Below are 14,420 nucleotides of genomic sequence, written 5' to 3'. Positions count from 1 at the left end.
GTGCCCGCCGACTCGACGGACTCAGGAGCGCCGGGCGAGGCCGGTCAGCTCCAGGCCTTCGGGTCGGCGGCGAGGTCGTTGACCCGGTCGGGCAGGGTGCCGCCGGCCACGTCGGCGATGGTGACCAGTTCGAGGATCTCCCGTTCGCTGGCCCGCAGCGCGATCCACACGTCCTGCAGTGCCCGGGCCGCACCCTGGTAGCCGAGCTGCTCCGGGCGCTGGCCACGGACGTGCGCCAGCGGTCCGTCGATCACCCGGATCACCTCGGCGAGGGAGATCTCCCCGGCGGGCCGGGCCAGCCAGTAGCCGCCCTCGGGACCACGCTGGGCGTGCACGATGCCGCCCCGGCGCAGCTGGAGCAGGATGCTCTCCAGGAACTTCGGCGGTATGTCCTGGGCGCGGGCGATCTGCTCGGCGGTCACCGGCCGGGTCCGCCCGGCCGCCGCGCCGGCGGGCGCCGTGCTCGCGGGTGCCGTGCCGGCGGCCGCCGCGCCGGCGGGCACGGCGTTGGCGGCCGCCGCGGCCAGCTCGGCGGTCGCGCGGAGGGCATAGTCGACCCGGGCGGAAAGACGCATGTCGGCAAGGTTAGCCGCTGATCAGCCGGCCGGCCGCCCGGCCCTCGGCCGAATGGTCACGGCTCAACGGTCAGGCGCCGACCCGGCGCAGCAGCCCCTCCTGCACGGCGCTGGCGATGTGCCGGCCGTCGGTGGTGAACATCCGTCCGGTGGCCAGGCCGCGGGCGCCGGAGGCGGACGGGCTCCAGCAGTCGTAGAGGAACCACTCGTCGGCGCGGAAGGACCGGTGGAACCAGAGCGCGTGGTCCAGGCTCGCGCCCACCACTCCCCCGGGCCCCCAGACCTCGCCGTGCACCGAGAGCACCGAGTCGAGCAGGGTCAGATCCGAGGCGTACGCCAGGGCGCAGGCGTGCAGCAGCGGATCGTCGGGCAGCTTGCCGTCGATGCGCATCCAGACCCGCTGGTGCGGTTCGGCGGGCCGGTCGCCGGGGCGTACCCAGCCGGGCTCGCCGACGTAGCGGACGTCGATCGGGCGCGGGATCTGACCCCAGATGCCGAGCCGCTCCGGATAGCGGGAGAGCCGATCGGTCATCGTCGGGACCTCGTCCGGGCCGGGCACGTCGAGGGGAGCCGGCGCCTGGTGGTCCAGCCCCTCCTCGTGCCGCTGGAACGACGCCGACATGAAGAAGATCGGCCTGTCGTGCTGGAGCGCGACAGATCGGCGTACGGAGAAGGAACGGCCGTCCCGAACGTTCTCCACCTGGTATTCGATCGGCTCGGCCGGGTCGCCGGGCCGGACGAAGTAGCCGTGCAGGGAATGCACGAAGCGCTCCGGGTCGACGGTGCGGCCGGCGGCGACCAGGGCCTGGCCGGCGACCTGGCCGCCGTACACCCGCTGCGGGCCGACCGGCGGGCTCATCCCCCGGAAGGTCCGCTCGCCGATGTGGTCCAGGTCCAGCACTCCCAGGAGCTGGTCGACCGCTGCCTGGCCGGTCGCCACCGGCTGGCTCACGCTGCCGCCACGCTACTGAGCCGGCTGGCTCGCTCGCTCCGCTCGCTCACTGCAACGCTCGCGCGGAGGCGGCGTCGACCAGCGAGCCGAGCTGGTGCACGCGCAGGGTGTTGGTGGAGCCGGGCGTGCCGGGCGGGCTGCCCGCCACGATCACCACGTAGTCGCCGGGGTTGGCCCGGTTGAGGCCGAGCAGCGCCTGGTCGACCTGGCGGAACATGTCGTCGGTGTGCGCGACGAAGGGCATCAGGAAGGTCTCGACACCCCAGGAGAGGGCGAGCTGGTTACGCACCTCGGGGACCGGGGTGAACGCCAGCAGCGGCAGGTCGCAGTGCAGCCGGGCGAGCCGCTTGACGGTGTCTCCGGTCTGCGAGAAGGCGACCAGCGCCTTGGCGCCGATGGCCCGGGCGATCGAGGAGGCGCCGATGGTGAGCGCGCCGCCGTGCGTACGCGGGTCGTGCTGCAGGCGCGGCACGGAGATCGAGCCGGACTCGGTGGTCTGGACGATCTTGGCCATGGTGCTGACGGTGAGCACCGGGTACTTGCCGACGCTGGTCTCGCCGGAGAGCATCACCGCGTCCGCGCCGTCAAGCACCGCGTTGGCCACGTCCGAGGCCTCGGCGCGGGTCGGCCGCGAATTCTCGATCATGGAGTCGAGCATCTGGGTGGCCACGATGACCGGCTTGGCGTTCTCCCGGCAGAGTTGCACGGCCCGCTTCTGCACCAGCGGCACCTGGTCCAACGGCATCTCCACGCCGAGGTCGCCGCGGGCGACCATGACGCCGTCGAAGGCGAGCACGATCGCCTCCAGGTGGTCGACCGCCTCGGGCTTCTCGACCTTGGCCAGCACCGGACGGGTCACGCCCTCCTCGGCCATGATCGCGTGCACCAGCTTGATGTCGTCGGGCGAGCGGACGAAGGACAGCGCGATCATGTCGACGCCCAGGCCGAGGGCGAAGCGCAGATCCTCGGCGTCCTTCTCCGACAGGGCCGGGACACTGACCGCCACGTTCGGCAGCGAGACGCCCTTGTTGTTGGAGACCGCGCCACCCTCGGTGACCAGGCACCGGATGTCGTTGCCGGTGACGTCGCTGACCTCGACCGCTACCCGGCCGTCGTCGATCAGCAGCCGGTCGCCCGGCTTCACCTCGTGCGGCAGCCTGCGGTAGGTGCAGGAGACCCGGTCCTTGGTGCCGAGGATCTCGTCCCCGGTGATCACCACGGAGTCGCCGGTGCGCCACTCGTGCGGGCCGTCGGCGAACCGGCCGAGCCGGATCTTGGGGCCCTGCAGGTCGGCGAGGACCGCGACGGCCCGCCCGGACTCCTCGGCCGCCTCCCGCACGAGCCGGTAGACCGCCTCGTGGTCGGCGTGGCTGCCGTGGCTGAAGTTGAGCCTCGCCACGTTCATCCCCGCCTCGACCAGGCCCCGGATGCGCTCCGGGGACGAGGTGGCAGGGCCGAGGGTGCAGACGATCTTCGCGCGGCGTGTCACGCTCATCAGGCTAGTCTCTTCTCCGGGTCGACCGGCCGGCCGGCCCCTTGCGGACTGCGGAACAGTTGTCCAACGACGCGTGTTTCCCGCGCAGCGGGCGGTGCGAACGGCACTCTGGGGCGTCGTGTGCGGCGGGCATCGGCGACCGCGCGCGGCGCAAATCGTACCCCTTGCCGTGTTTCCCTGGCGTGGTGCTCTCGACCGTCCCGCGAGCGGCGTTCACGTCCGGCTCGACCACCGATCGACGTGCGTCAGCTCTGCGTCTCGGCGAGCGGGAACTCCAGCGAGCCGGCCGGGCAGAGGAAGGTCAGCACGTCCACGCGGTAGAGCCCGGCCTGCACGGCCGGGTCCGCCTCCACGAGGCTGCGCAGGTCGTCGACCGAGCCGGTCCGGGCCGTCCACCGCGCCGGCGACCTGGCGGGCGATTTACCCGCCTTATCACCTCGAAGCGGGGGGGTTGTCCGGTCGCAGCGCGCGTACCCGGACTTTGCCGGTTGCGGCTCCGCCGGACCGGAGGTGCGGGAAGACTGCACGGGCGGGGCACACCGCGGACAGGTGGACCATGTGGCCGAAAGATCCGAGCAGCCTGCTGCACAAGGGCGAGGCGACGCGACGGGCGTCGTTCCTGGAGCTCTTCTTCGATCTGGTGTTCGTCTTCGCGTTGACCCGGGTGGTGGCACGGGCGGTGGAGGACCTTACCGGCAGGGCCGCCCTACACCAGCCCGAGGCTGTCTTCGCCGGCGCCGCCAAGACCGTATTCCTGCTGCTCGTCCTCTGGGCGGTCTGGCAGTCAACCGCGTGGACCACCAGCCGCTACGATCCCTACCAGCCGGTCGTGCAGCTCATCGTGCTGGTGACCCTGGTGGCCAGCATGGTGATGGGAGTGGCGGCCCCCCGCGCCTTCAGCACCAATGCGGATTCGTTCGTGGCCGGTTACCTGATCGCCCAGCTCAGCAGACCACTGATGCTCGCGATCGCGCTTCGCGGCCACGAGCGGCAGCGGCTCGAGCTGAGAATGCTGATCACGCACTCGGCGATGGCGAGTTTGTGGATCCTCGGCGTTTTCTTCGCGCGGTCCGGAACCCGGCTGATCTTCTGGCTGCCGGCCCTGGGCATCGAGTATGTGGCCTACCGAAACGGTTGGCCGGTTCCCGGCCTCGGGCGCTCGGTCCCCGACAGCGGGCCCGTCGCGGGTGAGCACCTGGCCGAGCGCTACCAGCAGTTCTTCCTCGTGGCCCTTGGCGAGGCGGTGCTGGTCACCGGCCTGACCTACGCCAACGGCCAGCGGAATCCAGCGTCAACAGGCGCCTTCGCAGTCACCATCGCGGTGTCGATACTGATCTGGCGGGTCTACTTCTACCGGGCTGGCCAGATCCTCGCCGAGGCGGTCCGGCAGAGCCGCCGACCAGCCCGCATCGGCTCGTCCGCAGCCGACTCACACCTGCTCATCACCTCCGGTGTGATCGTCACCGCGATCGGCTTCGAACTGACGATCACCCACCCCACCGGGCACACTCCGGTCCCCTGGCTCGCGGTGATCCTCGGCGGACCCGCGCTCTACCTGGTGGGCCGCTCCCGGTTCGAACACGAGGTGTTCAACCGAGTCTCCCCCTCCCGACTGGTCGCCATCGGGTTGCTGCTCGCGCTCATACCCGCGTTGCTCTGGGCACCGCCACTGGTCGCCCTGACCTCGGCCGGACTTGTGCTGGCCGGAGTCGCCCTCGCCGACGCGCGACGGGCGCGAGGCAAGCCGCCCGAGCCGCCAGCACCACCGATGTGATCAGAGGGCGAAGCAGTCGGGGCGGATGGCGGCGTCGGCGAGCGCCTGCCGGACGGCGCTGTACGCCGTACCGTCGAGGACCAGGCCGAGGTGGCCGACCACCCGCAGCGGGCACGACGACTGGACCAGCACGTTGGTGGCGCCGGAGAGCAACGCGTTGTCGACCGGGCGGACCAGCTCGTCCTCCCAGGTGCGGATGGTGGTCCAGCGGACCGGGCCGGGGGTCTGGGTGCCGCTGTTGAGGCTGGCGAGGAAGTCCGAACCGATCGTCATCTGCTGGCAGGCGACGACGCCGACGCAACTGCCCAGCCCGACGAAGTTCACGATGTTGGCGACGTAGGTGCCGTACTGCGGGGTGCCCAGACTGATGTAGCGGCCGACCTTGTCGCCCCCGCCCAGGAACTTGACGTACCAGCGGGAGACCAGCCCGCCCTCGGAGTGGGTGACCAGGTCCACCTTGGCCGCGCCAGTGGAGGCGCGGACCTGGTCCACGTAGGACGACAGCGCGCGGGCCGAGTCGCGGATATCGCCGGTGCCGAGCCCGGGCAGCTGGTAGATCCACACCCGGTAGCCGTCGGCGCGCAGCCGGGCGGCGATCGGCTCGTACGCGATGGAGAGGCCGATCAGCCCGCCGACCACGATAACCGGGTTGGCCGAGGCGGCGGCCGCGACGGTACGACCGGCGGTGGTGGCCGCGGTGGCGGCCAGGGTGGCGGTGCGGGCCGGGGTGGCGGCCTGGGCGGCGGCGGCCGGGACGAGCAGGGCGGTGACGGTGGCGGTGACGACGAGGATCTTTCGGAGCAGCATGGCTGCACCTCCGGTGGAAGCACCCGGCAAGCCGGGCGGGGGCGGGCGGGCGTCCGATCGATCGTGGGAACGATGATGCGTGACCGGTTTCACGCAGGTCAATGAAAAGTTACGCGCCAGTAACTCAGAATTCACCAACCGCACGAACCGGCATAGCGGGCAGTCGATCCACTGAGGACCGCAGCCGCCCAACGGTGGCGACGCGAATGGCATGCTGTGGGCCGTGTCCACCCCACCGCCCCGGGAGAAACCGCTCCGGCTGATGCCCTGGTGGCTGGCGCTTGTCGGGCTGCTGTTCGCCGTCCTGCTCGGCTGGCTGGTGCTGAACTGGCTGCTCGCCGAGGCCGACCGAGCCATCGAGCCGGACACCCGGGCGACCCTGCGCGTCGACGCCATCCGGACCGGCCTCACCGTGGTCGCCGGCACCGGCGGCGGCGTGGCGTTCCTGCTCGCCGCCCGCCGACAGTGGATCAACGAGCGGGCGCAGCGCCACCAGGAGGCCGTCGCCGCCCGGGACCAGACGCACCGGGACCGGGTCCAGGCGCACGCCGAGGCGGTCGCCGACGCCGGGCAGCGGCACCAGGACCGGCAGGCGGCGTCCGCCGAGCACGACGCGGCCGAACGCCGGCTCACCGAGCTGTACGTCCGGGCCATGGAGCTGGTCGGCAGCGACAACCCAGCGGTACGCCTCGGCGGCCTGCACGCCCTGGAACGGCTCGGTCAGGACAACCCGGGGCAGCGGTCGACGATCGTGGCCGTGCTCTGCGCGTACCTGCGGATGCCGGCGCCGGACGACCCGCGCGAGACGGAGGTACGCCGCACCGCGCAACGCATGCTCGCCCGGCACCTGCGCGCGGACCACGACGACTGGTGGCCCGGGGTCGGCCTGGACCTGACCGGCGCCCGGCTGGACGGCTTCGACGCCAGCGGCTGCACCCTGGTGGACCTCGACCTCACCGGCGCGATCTGCACCGGCACCACCAGCTTCGCCGGCGCCGTCACACGGGGACGACTGCGGCTGACCGCCCAGTTCGAGGATGCCGTGTTCGACGACCTGAGCGGCGACGCGGAGATCGTGCTGGACGACGCCCGGTTCACCGGCCGGGCAAGTTTCGACCGGGCCGACCTCGGTGGCGACCTGTCCTGCCGCGGGACAAGCTTCGCGCAGGTCTCGTTCCGGGGCGCCACCCTACGGCGGACGAACACACTCGACCGGGCCCGGTTCGCCGGCAGCGCCACCTTCCGGGAGGCGACGTTCCTGGGCGGGCTCTCCATCGAGCACGCCGCCTTCGAGGGGTACGCGGGCTTCCGCCGGGCGCGGTTCGCCGACATGGCGCTGTTCCGCTTCACCACGTTCGGCGGGGAAGCCTTGTTCGAGGGTGCCCGCTTCGAGGGGGCGGCCAACTTCGGCCGCGCCGTCTTCCACGGCTTGACCAGCTTCGACAGCGCGACGCTGGCCCGCCGTCCGCTGGTCGACCAGGCCCGCGCGACGGCGTCCGCCCCTCACGCGTGGCCGGACGGCACGACCGTCAGCCGGCTCGACGGCGACTGGTTGGTCCTCACCGACCGCTGACTCAGCCTTGGCCCCCGGGCTCGCCGTGCCGAGCGCCTCCACGATCGCGGCGAACTCGCGCAGCGCCGCCTCCAGGCGATGTCGAGGTTCGCCTTGTCGCGGGCGATCAGCTCGTCTTGGTCACCGCCTCGGCCGTGGCCTGCAGTGCCGGAAGATCAGGGTCCGCCGGGTTGACGAGCACGTCGACCGCGACGCCCGGCTCGACCAGCCAGAACGCCTCGAACTCGCCGATCAGGCCGGGGCCGTCGGGGTGCGGGAACTCGGCCAGTTCCCAGCCGGCCGGATCGCGCTCGTGGAACTCGGTGAGGAAGTCGTGGAGCGCGGCAAGGTCGGTGAGCCGCTCGCCCCGCAGCACGTGCACCCGCAGGTCGACCCGCCAGCCGTCGTCGACCTGGCGCTCCCAGACCCGGGTGGCACAGGTGACGTCCTCCCACTCGGTGGCGAAGTCCGACACCTCCGTGCCGACGCCGTCCGGCACGTGACCGATGTGGAACCCGTCCAACTCACCGCCGTCGCGACCGACGACCTGGGCGTCACTCATCCCGCCGCCTCAATCGCCGCCTCCACCTTGTCCAGATAGTTGAACCACCACTCCCCACTCGGCTGAGAGCGCGATGCAAGCAGACTCCCAGCGACGGCGAAAGCCAACACCACGGCGGCCTCCGGCTCAAGGTGCTCGATCAGCGGGCTGCCTGTGAGAACAGCTTGCAAATACTGCTCTACCTCGGGACGAGACAGCGGAAGCCAGCTCTCGGCGTCAGCGATCACGCCCGCCAAATCCTGCACCTCGTCGACCGACGGTCGGCCGCTGTATGCCTCGACGATCACGTAGCGTGCGATGGCAACAAGCAGTTCAAGCGCAGCTCGCCGGGATGCGTCGTCAGGGAACGCCTGCAGAGCGGCGGTGAACTTGTCCTCCTGCTCCTTAACGATCCAGTGCAGCGCACCCCTGACCCTCTGTTCGACCTGATCATCGATCTTCAACTTGCGTCCCTCGCTCTCTCCTCTTCGCGCGCCAAGCCTTGATGGCACTCCACGTTGCGACCCCTCCGAGGACTACGCCACCGACGGTTTTTGGCAGGACCGGCAGAAACTCCACAATGCTCGCCCACCCCATCGCGGCTGCCGAGCCGCCGGCGGCGATCGCCTCTGAACTCAACCGCTCCCGCCGGGCAGGTGGCGGAGCTTCATTCCTGTTGGTCGCTCTGCTCTCGCGGCCGAACGGTCTCCGCCTGTGGCGGGTCACCGTCGCGGCTGCTGGAATCACGGGTGGACGGTGGGTTGCGCTGCCACCACCCGGTCTCAGTTTCCCAATGCCTGGACCTTGACGATCGTCTCCTGGACGTGCTGCTTGGCCGGGTCACCACCCTGGGCGGCCTGGGCCAGCGCCTGCCGATAGGCGTCGATCATGCCGATCAGCGGCCCGGCCGCCACACCCTCCAACGCTCCAGCCACCAGCGCCCGCGCCTCGGCGGCGTCCTGGGCCGCGGCGGCCGTCTTGGCCTTCGCCTCGTCCAGCTTCTGTGCCGCCGCTGCCAGCCTTGCGATCATCTGCGCCGCGCTCACAGATCCTCCCCCATGTTGCCCGCGTCGATTGGCCGCGCCACCGCACCGGCACCGGCCATAGAGGAGCCTACGAAACTAACGCACGCCCCGCGACCACGCGATCACGCAGAACATCGGCAGGTCTTGGAGAGAAACCGTCAACAGCGAACGGCAAGTCTCCAAGATTCGCCGTCGGGCAGGCGAGAGTCAGCGCTCAGCCACGAAGACGCCCACACCTTGGACGCCTTCGATCAGCCCTTCGGTACGAAGCTTGAAGATCGCTTGGCGCACGGTGATAGCCGAGATGCTGTGCTGCTCGCACAGCTCGGCCGTTGACGGCAGCTTGTCACCTGGAGCCAGCTCGCCGGACTCAATCTGCGCACGCAGATGATCGGCCAGCCGCTCCCACTTCGGTTTGGCGGGCATGTGGACTCCCTGGTCAGCACCGCCATTCGATCACGACTCAGCTTTACATGGCAAGAAATGTTGAGTCGGGCCTTGCTTCACATCGGCGCACATGTAAAGCTGCCCTTGACCGGCTCCCTGGTCAGCACCCTGGAGTTGGTCCTTCCCCACCGCGCAGAGCGCCCGGTCGGCCGATCCCCCTGGACGGCCGGGCGTGCCGTGGCCTGCCCGCACGCAGCCCACCCGGCTCCACCGCACCGACCCACCCGAAGAACCCGGCAAGGAGCACCGGACAGGAGACGTAACCGTGGACGACCTCCCCCGCCCCGAAGAGCCCACGTTCGGCGGAGCGCCATGGCTGTCAAACGGCCTGCGCAACAGCAATGGCGTTCCACTCACCGGCCCCGACGACCAGAGCGGCGACCAGGAGAACAGCCGGCAGACCTTCGCGTCCCGGCAGGACCTCGAGGATGCGGCCGATGTCCTCTTCGCCCACCCGCCCCGGCAGGTCACTCGCTGGCTCTGCGGCTGCGGCGCGGACTACCCCTGCCCGGAGGTGCTCTTCGCCCGGCTGGTCCGCACCGCGACCGTCCAGACCACCGAGTGAACGCCGCCGACCTGCACGATCATGCGACCCGGCAGGCCGTCGAGGCTCGGCGGACGATCGAGGAGCACCGCACCGAGGCGTACACCGGGGTCTGCCGCAGTTGCGGGCGGCCCGGACCGTGCGACGAACAGCGCGCGGCGCGCGGCCGACTGCTGCATCATGATCGGACGCTGCACACGTTGCGCGACGCCTGGTTGGCGACGATCGCGGCGGCCGACCGGGCCGGCGTGCACCTGGACGGCGTGGGGCCGCCCGGCCGCCGGCTGCCGTGGCAGTACGCGGTGACCGAGTGCTGGCGGGCGCTGGGGCTGGTGTACGCGGGGCTGAGCGAGGCCCGGTTGGCCCCGGAGTCGGCGGGTGCGCTGCTCGCCGGGCTGCGGGCCGCCCGCGCCGACGCCGATCGGGCCGCCGCGTTGGCCGCCAGTGTGCGGTGGCGGCTCGCGGCGATTGAGGACCGGCTTCGCCACCCGTACGGCGATGGTGGGGGCGAGGGGCCGGGGGCGGCGGGGCGGTTCGCGGCGGCGATCGCCCGGCTGGATCTGGTCGCCGCTCGGCTCGCGGTCGGCGCGCGCAGCATCGACCAGTGGGTCGGCGCGCTCACCGGCACGCCCGAGCCCGTCCCCGCTCCGGTCACCGGCGGGGACGCACCGATCGACGAGGTGGCCCGGGCGGCGCGGGCCGCCTGCCGGCTGGTCGCCGCCCGCCGTCGCCCGCCCCGCCAGAGACTGATCAGGAGATGGTGCTGATGGACGAGTCGAACATTACCCTGCGTAGCCTGCTGGACGGCCGGTTGCGCGGTCACGAGCGGCGGCTGCGCCGGCTCACCGGGCCGCAGTGGCAACGCTACGCCGACCTGCTCGCCGGTGCGCTGCTGGTCGCGGTGCGGCGGCGGTTCGTCGCCGGGCAGGAACGCGGCCCGGTGATCCGGTTCGTCGCCTCGGCGCGGGAGCGGTACGACCGTACCGGCGACGAGGTGGACCCGGCGGTCGCCGAGGCGCTGGTCTGGGCGGCCCTGGGCGAGCGCCCGCCGGGGCCGGAGGGCGAGGCGACCGTGCTCGCCCGGACCGTGCTGCTGGTCGCGCTGCTGGAGGACGAGGGGCTCACCGACGCCGAGCTGGACGCCTTCCTCACCGCCGCCGAGGCCGCCACGCGCGCCGCCCGGTCAGCGCAGGACCCGGAAGATCAGCAGGTAGGCGAGGTACGCGATCGGGACGGCGGCGAAGCAGATCAGGAAACCGATCTGCGCGTACCGGGACGGGGCGGCGGCGGCCAGGGAGGGTCTCCCCCACCTGCCCAGGATCAGGTAGCCGGCGAAGAAGGAGAGCGCCGGTAGCCCCGCGCAGATCCAGGCACCCAGGGTGAACCCGTCGACCAGGCCGACGCCGGAGGCGACCACCAGCATCATCATGACCAGTGCCCCGGCGGCGGCGCAGCCGGCGTAGACGGCCGTCGCCCGGCCCAGCGGTGACCACGACGGCAGCAACGCCGGCCGCTGTGCCAGCGCTTCGACCTGTTGCACATGCCGGTCGGCCTCGTCGGCGGCCTGCCGGGCCCGGTCCAGCTCCGCCGCCGGGTCGGCCTCCGGCGGGCGCGGCGCGGGCAACCCGGCCGCCGCCGGCTCCCGGCCGCCGCTCGGCAGCGCCAGCCGCATCGTGACCGTTTCCGGGTACGAGGGCAGCCCCCCACCACCGGCCGCTTCCACCATCGGCGCGGATGCCGACCCGGCCGGGAGCACGGTGGCCGGGGCGACGGCGGGCGCGGTGGCCGGGGCGGGCGCGGTGGGCGCGGTGGGCGGCCCGGGCCTGGGCTGGCCGATGGCCTGGCCTAGCTGGTCGAGCCGCTGCCCCTGGGCGGCGAGCCGGCGCTGGAGCTGGTCGGCGGCGGTGCGCAGGGCGCGCTGCCGGTCCGCCTCGACGGCGGCGCCGTGCTCACCGGCGCGGCGCTGCTCGGCCAGGGCCCGGATCAGGGCCGCGTACTCCTCGAAGGTCGCCACGGTCCTCAGTGCTCCTCGTCCGGCTGGTGTCCGGGGCGGGTGAACGGCACGATCAGCCGGACCCGCTGGTCATGCCGATCGACCAGCAGCGCGCGGTTCGACCGCGGGGTGTAGGCGAGGTCGGTGACCCCGAGGTGCAGGGCCAGCTCCGGGCCGGGCACGTTGAGCGCCACCAGGCAGGCCACGTCGTCGCGGTGCTGGCTGCCGCCGAGGTCGTCGGCGAGCCGGCGCAGCCCGCGCCACCAGCCAAGCAGGTGCACCCCGTGGCCGGGGCCCTCGCGGAGCACGGTGCGTAGGTCGTCCAGCGCCGACCGGAAGGTGGTCGGGTCGGCGCGGCCGAGCACCGCGCTGGCCGCGTCCACGCCGAAGACCACCAGGTAGGTGCGGCCGGCGGGCGGCGCGGCCGGCGCGGCGAGCGCGGTGACCTGCTCCCGCAGCCCGGCCGCGTCCAGCTGGGTGGCGTGGTGCCCGGCGGCAGTGAGCGCGGCCGTGGTCTCGTCGGCCGCCTCGTCGGCGGCGGCGACCAGCGGGGCGAGCAGGAAACGCGCCTCCCCGGGGGCGTGCTGCCGGGCCAGGCCGAGCGTGGCGGCGCGCAGGAGGTCCGCGCCGACCGGGGAGGTGCCGACCACGCCGAGGTGCCGGCCGGGGGTGGCGTCCAGGGTGAACAGGGCCGAGGTGCCGTCCACGTCGACCGTCCGGCCGACCAGGGCGAGCGGGCGTCGGCCACCGGGGCGCAGCCCGGCGTACGTGGGATCCTGCTCGACGTGGGCGGGGTCGTACCCGCGGAAGACGGCCGGGGCGCGCGAGCCGGCCGGCCGGGCCTGCCACAGCTCGTGGCGCAGCGCGGCGATGTCGGCGGCCCCGGCGTGCGCGTCGGGGAAGCGGACCGGGGTGTTCGCGCCGGGCGCGCCGGCGGCGGTGTTCAGCACGGCAGAGCCGACCGGCAGGGCGCCCGCGGCGTCGTTCAGCGGGTCGAGCACGCCGTTGCCGCCGGGCAGCGCCACCCTCAGCGGGAACTGCCCGAACACCGCGTCGGCCTTGCCGTAGAGCGCCTCGATGCCGGACATGCTCTGGCTGGCCAGCACCAGGTGGACCCCGTACGAGCGGCCTTTGCGGGCCAACTCCTCCAGCATGGCCACCGCTTCTCGGGCCACGTTGTCGTTGCCGGCGAGCAGCACGTGGAACTCGTCGATCACCGCCACGATCCGGGGTACGCGGCCGTCGGCGGGCAGGTCGGCGAGCTTGGTGACGCCGTGCCGCTTGAGGGTGGCGGCGCGGCGGCCCAGCTCGCGGCGCAGTTCCCGGAGCACGGCGAGGCCGTATTCCCGATCGGACTCGATGCCGACGGCGCGGGCGTGCGGTAGCCAGGACGGGTCGCGCTCGGTGGGCACGAACTCGGTGAAGCTCACCCCCTCCTTGAAGTCGAGCAGGTAGAGCTGCAGCTCGGCCGGGGAGTAGCGGGCGGCCAGCGAGTAGAGGGCGTCCAGGAGGAAGACGGTCTTGCCGGCGCCGGTCCGGCCGCCGACCAGCCAGTGCGGGGTGGCGTCGTCAAAGGCCACCATGGCCGGCTCCCGCCCGACGGCTCCAGCGACGGCTTCAGGTCGCGGCGCGGCGTCAGACGCGCCGAGCTGGAGTTGTCGCCCGGCCCGGCCGATCACCGTACGCAGGCCGGTGGCCGACGACTCCGCCCAGCGCCGCTCGGGCAGCAGGTCGGCGACGTGCAGTGCTTCGTCGCGGCGGGTAGCGGCGGCCAGGTGCCCGGCCAGCACGCGGACCGACTCGGCCGGCGGGTCGCCGTCGAGCAGGACCGGTACGGCCAGCCCGCTGCCGTCGTGGCTGAACGGCGCGTCGGGCGGGTCGCCGACGTGGGCGTACCGGTCGGTCAGCCGCAGCCGGGTGGTCGCGCCGAGTGGGGGCGCGGGCTCGGCCGGCGTACCCGGGGGCAGACCGGCGAGCAGCACGCAGACGGCGGCGGCCGGGCCGGCGTGGGTGAGCGCGGCGAGCCGGGCCAGCTCGCGCGGGGCGGGGGTGGACGCGGCGACGATGAGCAGCAGCCGCTGGTCGGGGCGGGCGTCGTGCTGGGCGGTGCGGGCGTGCCGTTCGGCGTCGTCGAGCAGCGCCACGATCTCCGTCTCGGTGCCGGCGGCCGGGGCGAGCACGCCCGCGTCGAGCAGCGGGCGCAGCGGCAGGAAGGCGGTGCCGAGCGCGGCCGGGTCGAGGCCGACCACCCGGACGCCGCCGGCCGGGGCGGTCGCCACCAGTCGCAGCACCAGGGCGCGCAGCAGCGCGGCGACCCGCGGGTCTCGGGCGTCCGTGTCGACCGCGAGGTGGGTGCCGCCGGCCAGTGGTACGACCGCCGGGAAGCCGCCCTGCGGGGTGATCGCCTCGCCGAGCCGCACCGGCACCGGCGCGTCGGTCAACGCGCGGGCGCCCGGTCGGGGGGTGGCGAGGGTGCCGCCGAGCACGGCCAGCCGGGCCGCCAGGTCGGCGTCGCCGGGCGGGTCGGCCGGGGTGGCCGGCGACGCGAGCGCGCCGAGGGCCGTGTCGAGGTGGCTACGCGCCTGCCGGTGCGCGGTCACCGCCTGCTCGTACGCCGTCGTGAGCCTGCCCACCCGCTGTCCACCCCCGACACCGCCGCGTCATCGATCGAGGGAACCCTAACGGACGCGCGCCAACCCGGCACAGTCCGTGACG

Annotated in this window: 14 protein-coding genes; 4 read left to right on the top strand and 10 right to left on the bottom strand. The window is 73.0% G+C overall.

Annotated elements, in window-relative coordinates:
- Positions 1 to 44: 44 nt before the first annotated feature.
- The 3 genes from AB0C02_RS12260 to pyk all read right to left on the bottom strand — a co-directional run bounded on the left by AB0C02_RS12260 (position 45) and on the right by pyk (position 3,022).
- On the bottom strand, positions 45 to 575 hold the full coding sequence (locus AB0C02_RS12260; RefSeq protein ID WP_357545876.1) for an Rrf2 family transcriptional regulator: 531 nt from the start codon (positions 573 to 575) through the stop codon (positions 45 to 47).
- A 70-nt stretch (positions 576 to 645) separates the two neighbouring features.
- Positions 646 to 1,527, bottom strand: a complete 882-nt coding sequence (locus tag AB0C02_RS12255) for an acyl-CoA thioesterase II (protein WP_357545872.1) — start codon at positions 1,525 to 1,527, stop codon at positions 646 to 648.
- A gap of 46 nt (positions 1,528 to 1,573) precedes the next feature.
- The gene (gene pyk, locus AB0C02_RS12250; protein WP_357545869.1) at positions 1,574 to 3,022 is read right to left on the bottom strand and encodes a pyruvate kinase; all 1,449 of its coding nucleotides are present in this window, start codon (positions 3,020 to 3,022) and stop codon (positions 1,574 to 1,576) included.
- Positions 3,023 to 3,578: 556 nt separating this feature from the next.
- Between pyk and AB0C02_RS12245 the strand changes: the two genes are divergently transcribed.
- Positions 3,579 to 4,796: a low temperature requirement protein A gene (locus tag AB0C02_RS12245; RefSeq protein ID WP_357545862.1), complete on the top strand. Its 1,218-nt coding sequence runs from the start codon at positions 3,579 to 3,581 to the stop codon at positions 4,794 to 4,796.
- Here the strand turns inward: AB0C02_RS12245 and AB0C02_RS12240 are convergent, their stop codons facing one another.
- Positions 4,797 to 5,603 (bottom strand): alpha/beta fold hydrolase, encoded by an 807-nt coding sequence (locus AB0C02_RS12240; RefSeq protein ID WP_357545857.1) that lies wholly within the window; start codon positions 5,601 to 5,603, stop codon positions 4,797 to 4,799.
- Positions 5,604 to 5,826: 223 nt separating this feature from the next.
- Here AB0C02_RS12240 and AB0C02_RS12235 point away from each other — a divergent pair, with 223 nt between their 5' ends.
- Positions 5,827 to 7,176 carry a pentapeptide repeat-containing protein gene (locus AB0C02_RS12235; RefSeq protein ID WP_357545850.1) on the top strand — a complete coding sequence of 450 codons (1,350 nt, stop codon included), beginning with the start codon at positions 5,827 to 5,829 and terminating at the stop codon, positions 7,174 to 7,176.
- A 106-nt stretch (positions 7,177 to 7,282) separates the two neighbouring features.
- Here the strand turns inward: AB0C02_RS12235 and AB0C02_RS12230 are convergent, their stop codons facing one another.
- From AB0C02_RS12230 to AB0C02_RS12215, 4 genes are all read right to left on the bottom strand, one after another.
- Positions 7,283 to 7,717, bottom strand: coding sequence for a hypothetical protein (locus AB0C02_RS12230; RefSeq protein ID WP_357545840.1), 435 nt, complete (start codon positions 7,715 to 7,717; stop codon positions 7,283 to 7,285).
- Positions 7,714 to 8,160: a hypothetical protein gene (locus AB0C02_RS12225; protein WP_357545836.1), complete on the bottom strand. Its 447-nt coding sequence runs from the start codon at positions 8,158 to 8,160 to the stop codon at positions 7,714 to 7,716. The genes AB0C02_RS12230 and AB0C02_RS12225 overlap by 4 nt, the downstream gene beginning before the upstream one ends.
- A 318-nt stretch (positions 8,161 to 8,478) precedes the next feature.
- Positions 8,479 to 8,742, bottom strand: coding sequence for a DUF6244 family protein (locus AB0C02_RS12220; RefSeq protein ID WP_357545827.1), 264 nt, complete (start codon positions 8,740 to 8,742; stop codon positions 8,479 to 8,481).
- A 186-nt stretch (positions 8,743 to 8,928) separates the two neighbouring features.
- A complete protein-coding gene (locus tag AB0C02_RS12215) occupies positions 8,929 to 9,147 on the bottom strand; it encodes a winged helix-turn-helix domain-containing protein (RefSeq protein ID WP_357545820.1) in 219 nt (72 codons plus the stop codon).
- 286 nt (positions 9,148 to 9,433) lie between these two features.
- On the opposite strand from AB0C02_RS12215, the gene AB0C02_RS12210 reads away from it, so the two are divergent.
- Both AB0C02_RS12210 and AB0C02_RS12205 read left to right on the top strand, forming a co-directional pair.
- Positions 9,434 to 9,733, top strand: coding sequence for a hypothetical protein (locus AB0C02_RS12210; protein WP_357545814.1), 300 nt, complete (start codon positions 9,434 to 9,436; stop codon positions 9,731 to 9,733).
- Positions 9,730 to 10,479 carry a hypothetical protein gene (locus AB0C02_RS12205; RefSeq protein ID WP_357545809.1) on the top strand — a complete coding sequence of 250 codons (750 nt, stop codon included), beginning with the start codon at positions 9,730 to 9,732 and terminating at the stop codon, positions 10,477 to 10,479. The genes AB0C02_RS12210 and AB0C02_RS12205 overlap by 4 nt, the downstream gene beginning before the upstream one ends.
- Positions 10,480 to 10,895: 416 nt before the next feature.
- Here AB0C02_RS12205 and AB0C02_RS12200 read toward each other — a convergent pair whose 3' ends face one another.
- Both AB0C02_RS12200 and AB0C02_RS12195 read right to left on the bottom strand, forming a co-directional pair.
- Positions 10,896 to 11,726, bottom strand: coding sequence for a hypothetical protein (locus AB0C02_RS12200; protein ID WP_357545806.1), 831 nt, complete (start codon positions 11,724 to 11,726; stop codon positions 10,896 to 10,898).
- A 5-nt stretch (positions 11,727 to 11,731) separates the two neighbouring features.
- Positions 11,732 to 14,338, bottom strand: coding sequence for an FtsK/SpoIIIE domain-containing protein (locus AB0C02_RS12195; protein WP_357545800.1), 2,607 nt, complete (start codon positions 14,336 to 14,338; stop codon positions 11,732 to 11,734).
- Positions 14,339 to 14,420: the final 82 nt, after the last annotated feature.

The sequence above is a fragment of the Micromonospora sp. NPDC048999 genome, assembly GCF_040649295.1.
Lineage (GTDB): Bacteria > Actinomycetota > Actinomycetes > Mycobacteriales > Micromonosporaceae > Micromonospora.
Note: the sequence above shows the minus strand (reverse complement) of the source record. Positions and strands in the feature narration are given on the sequence as shown.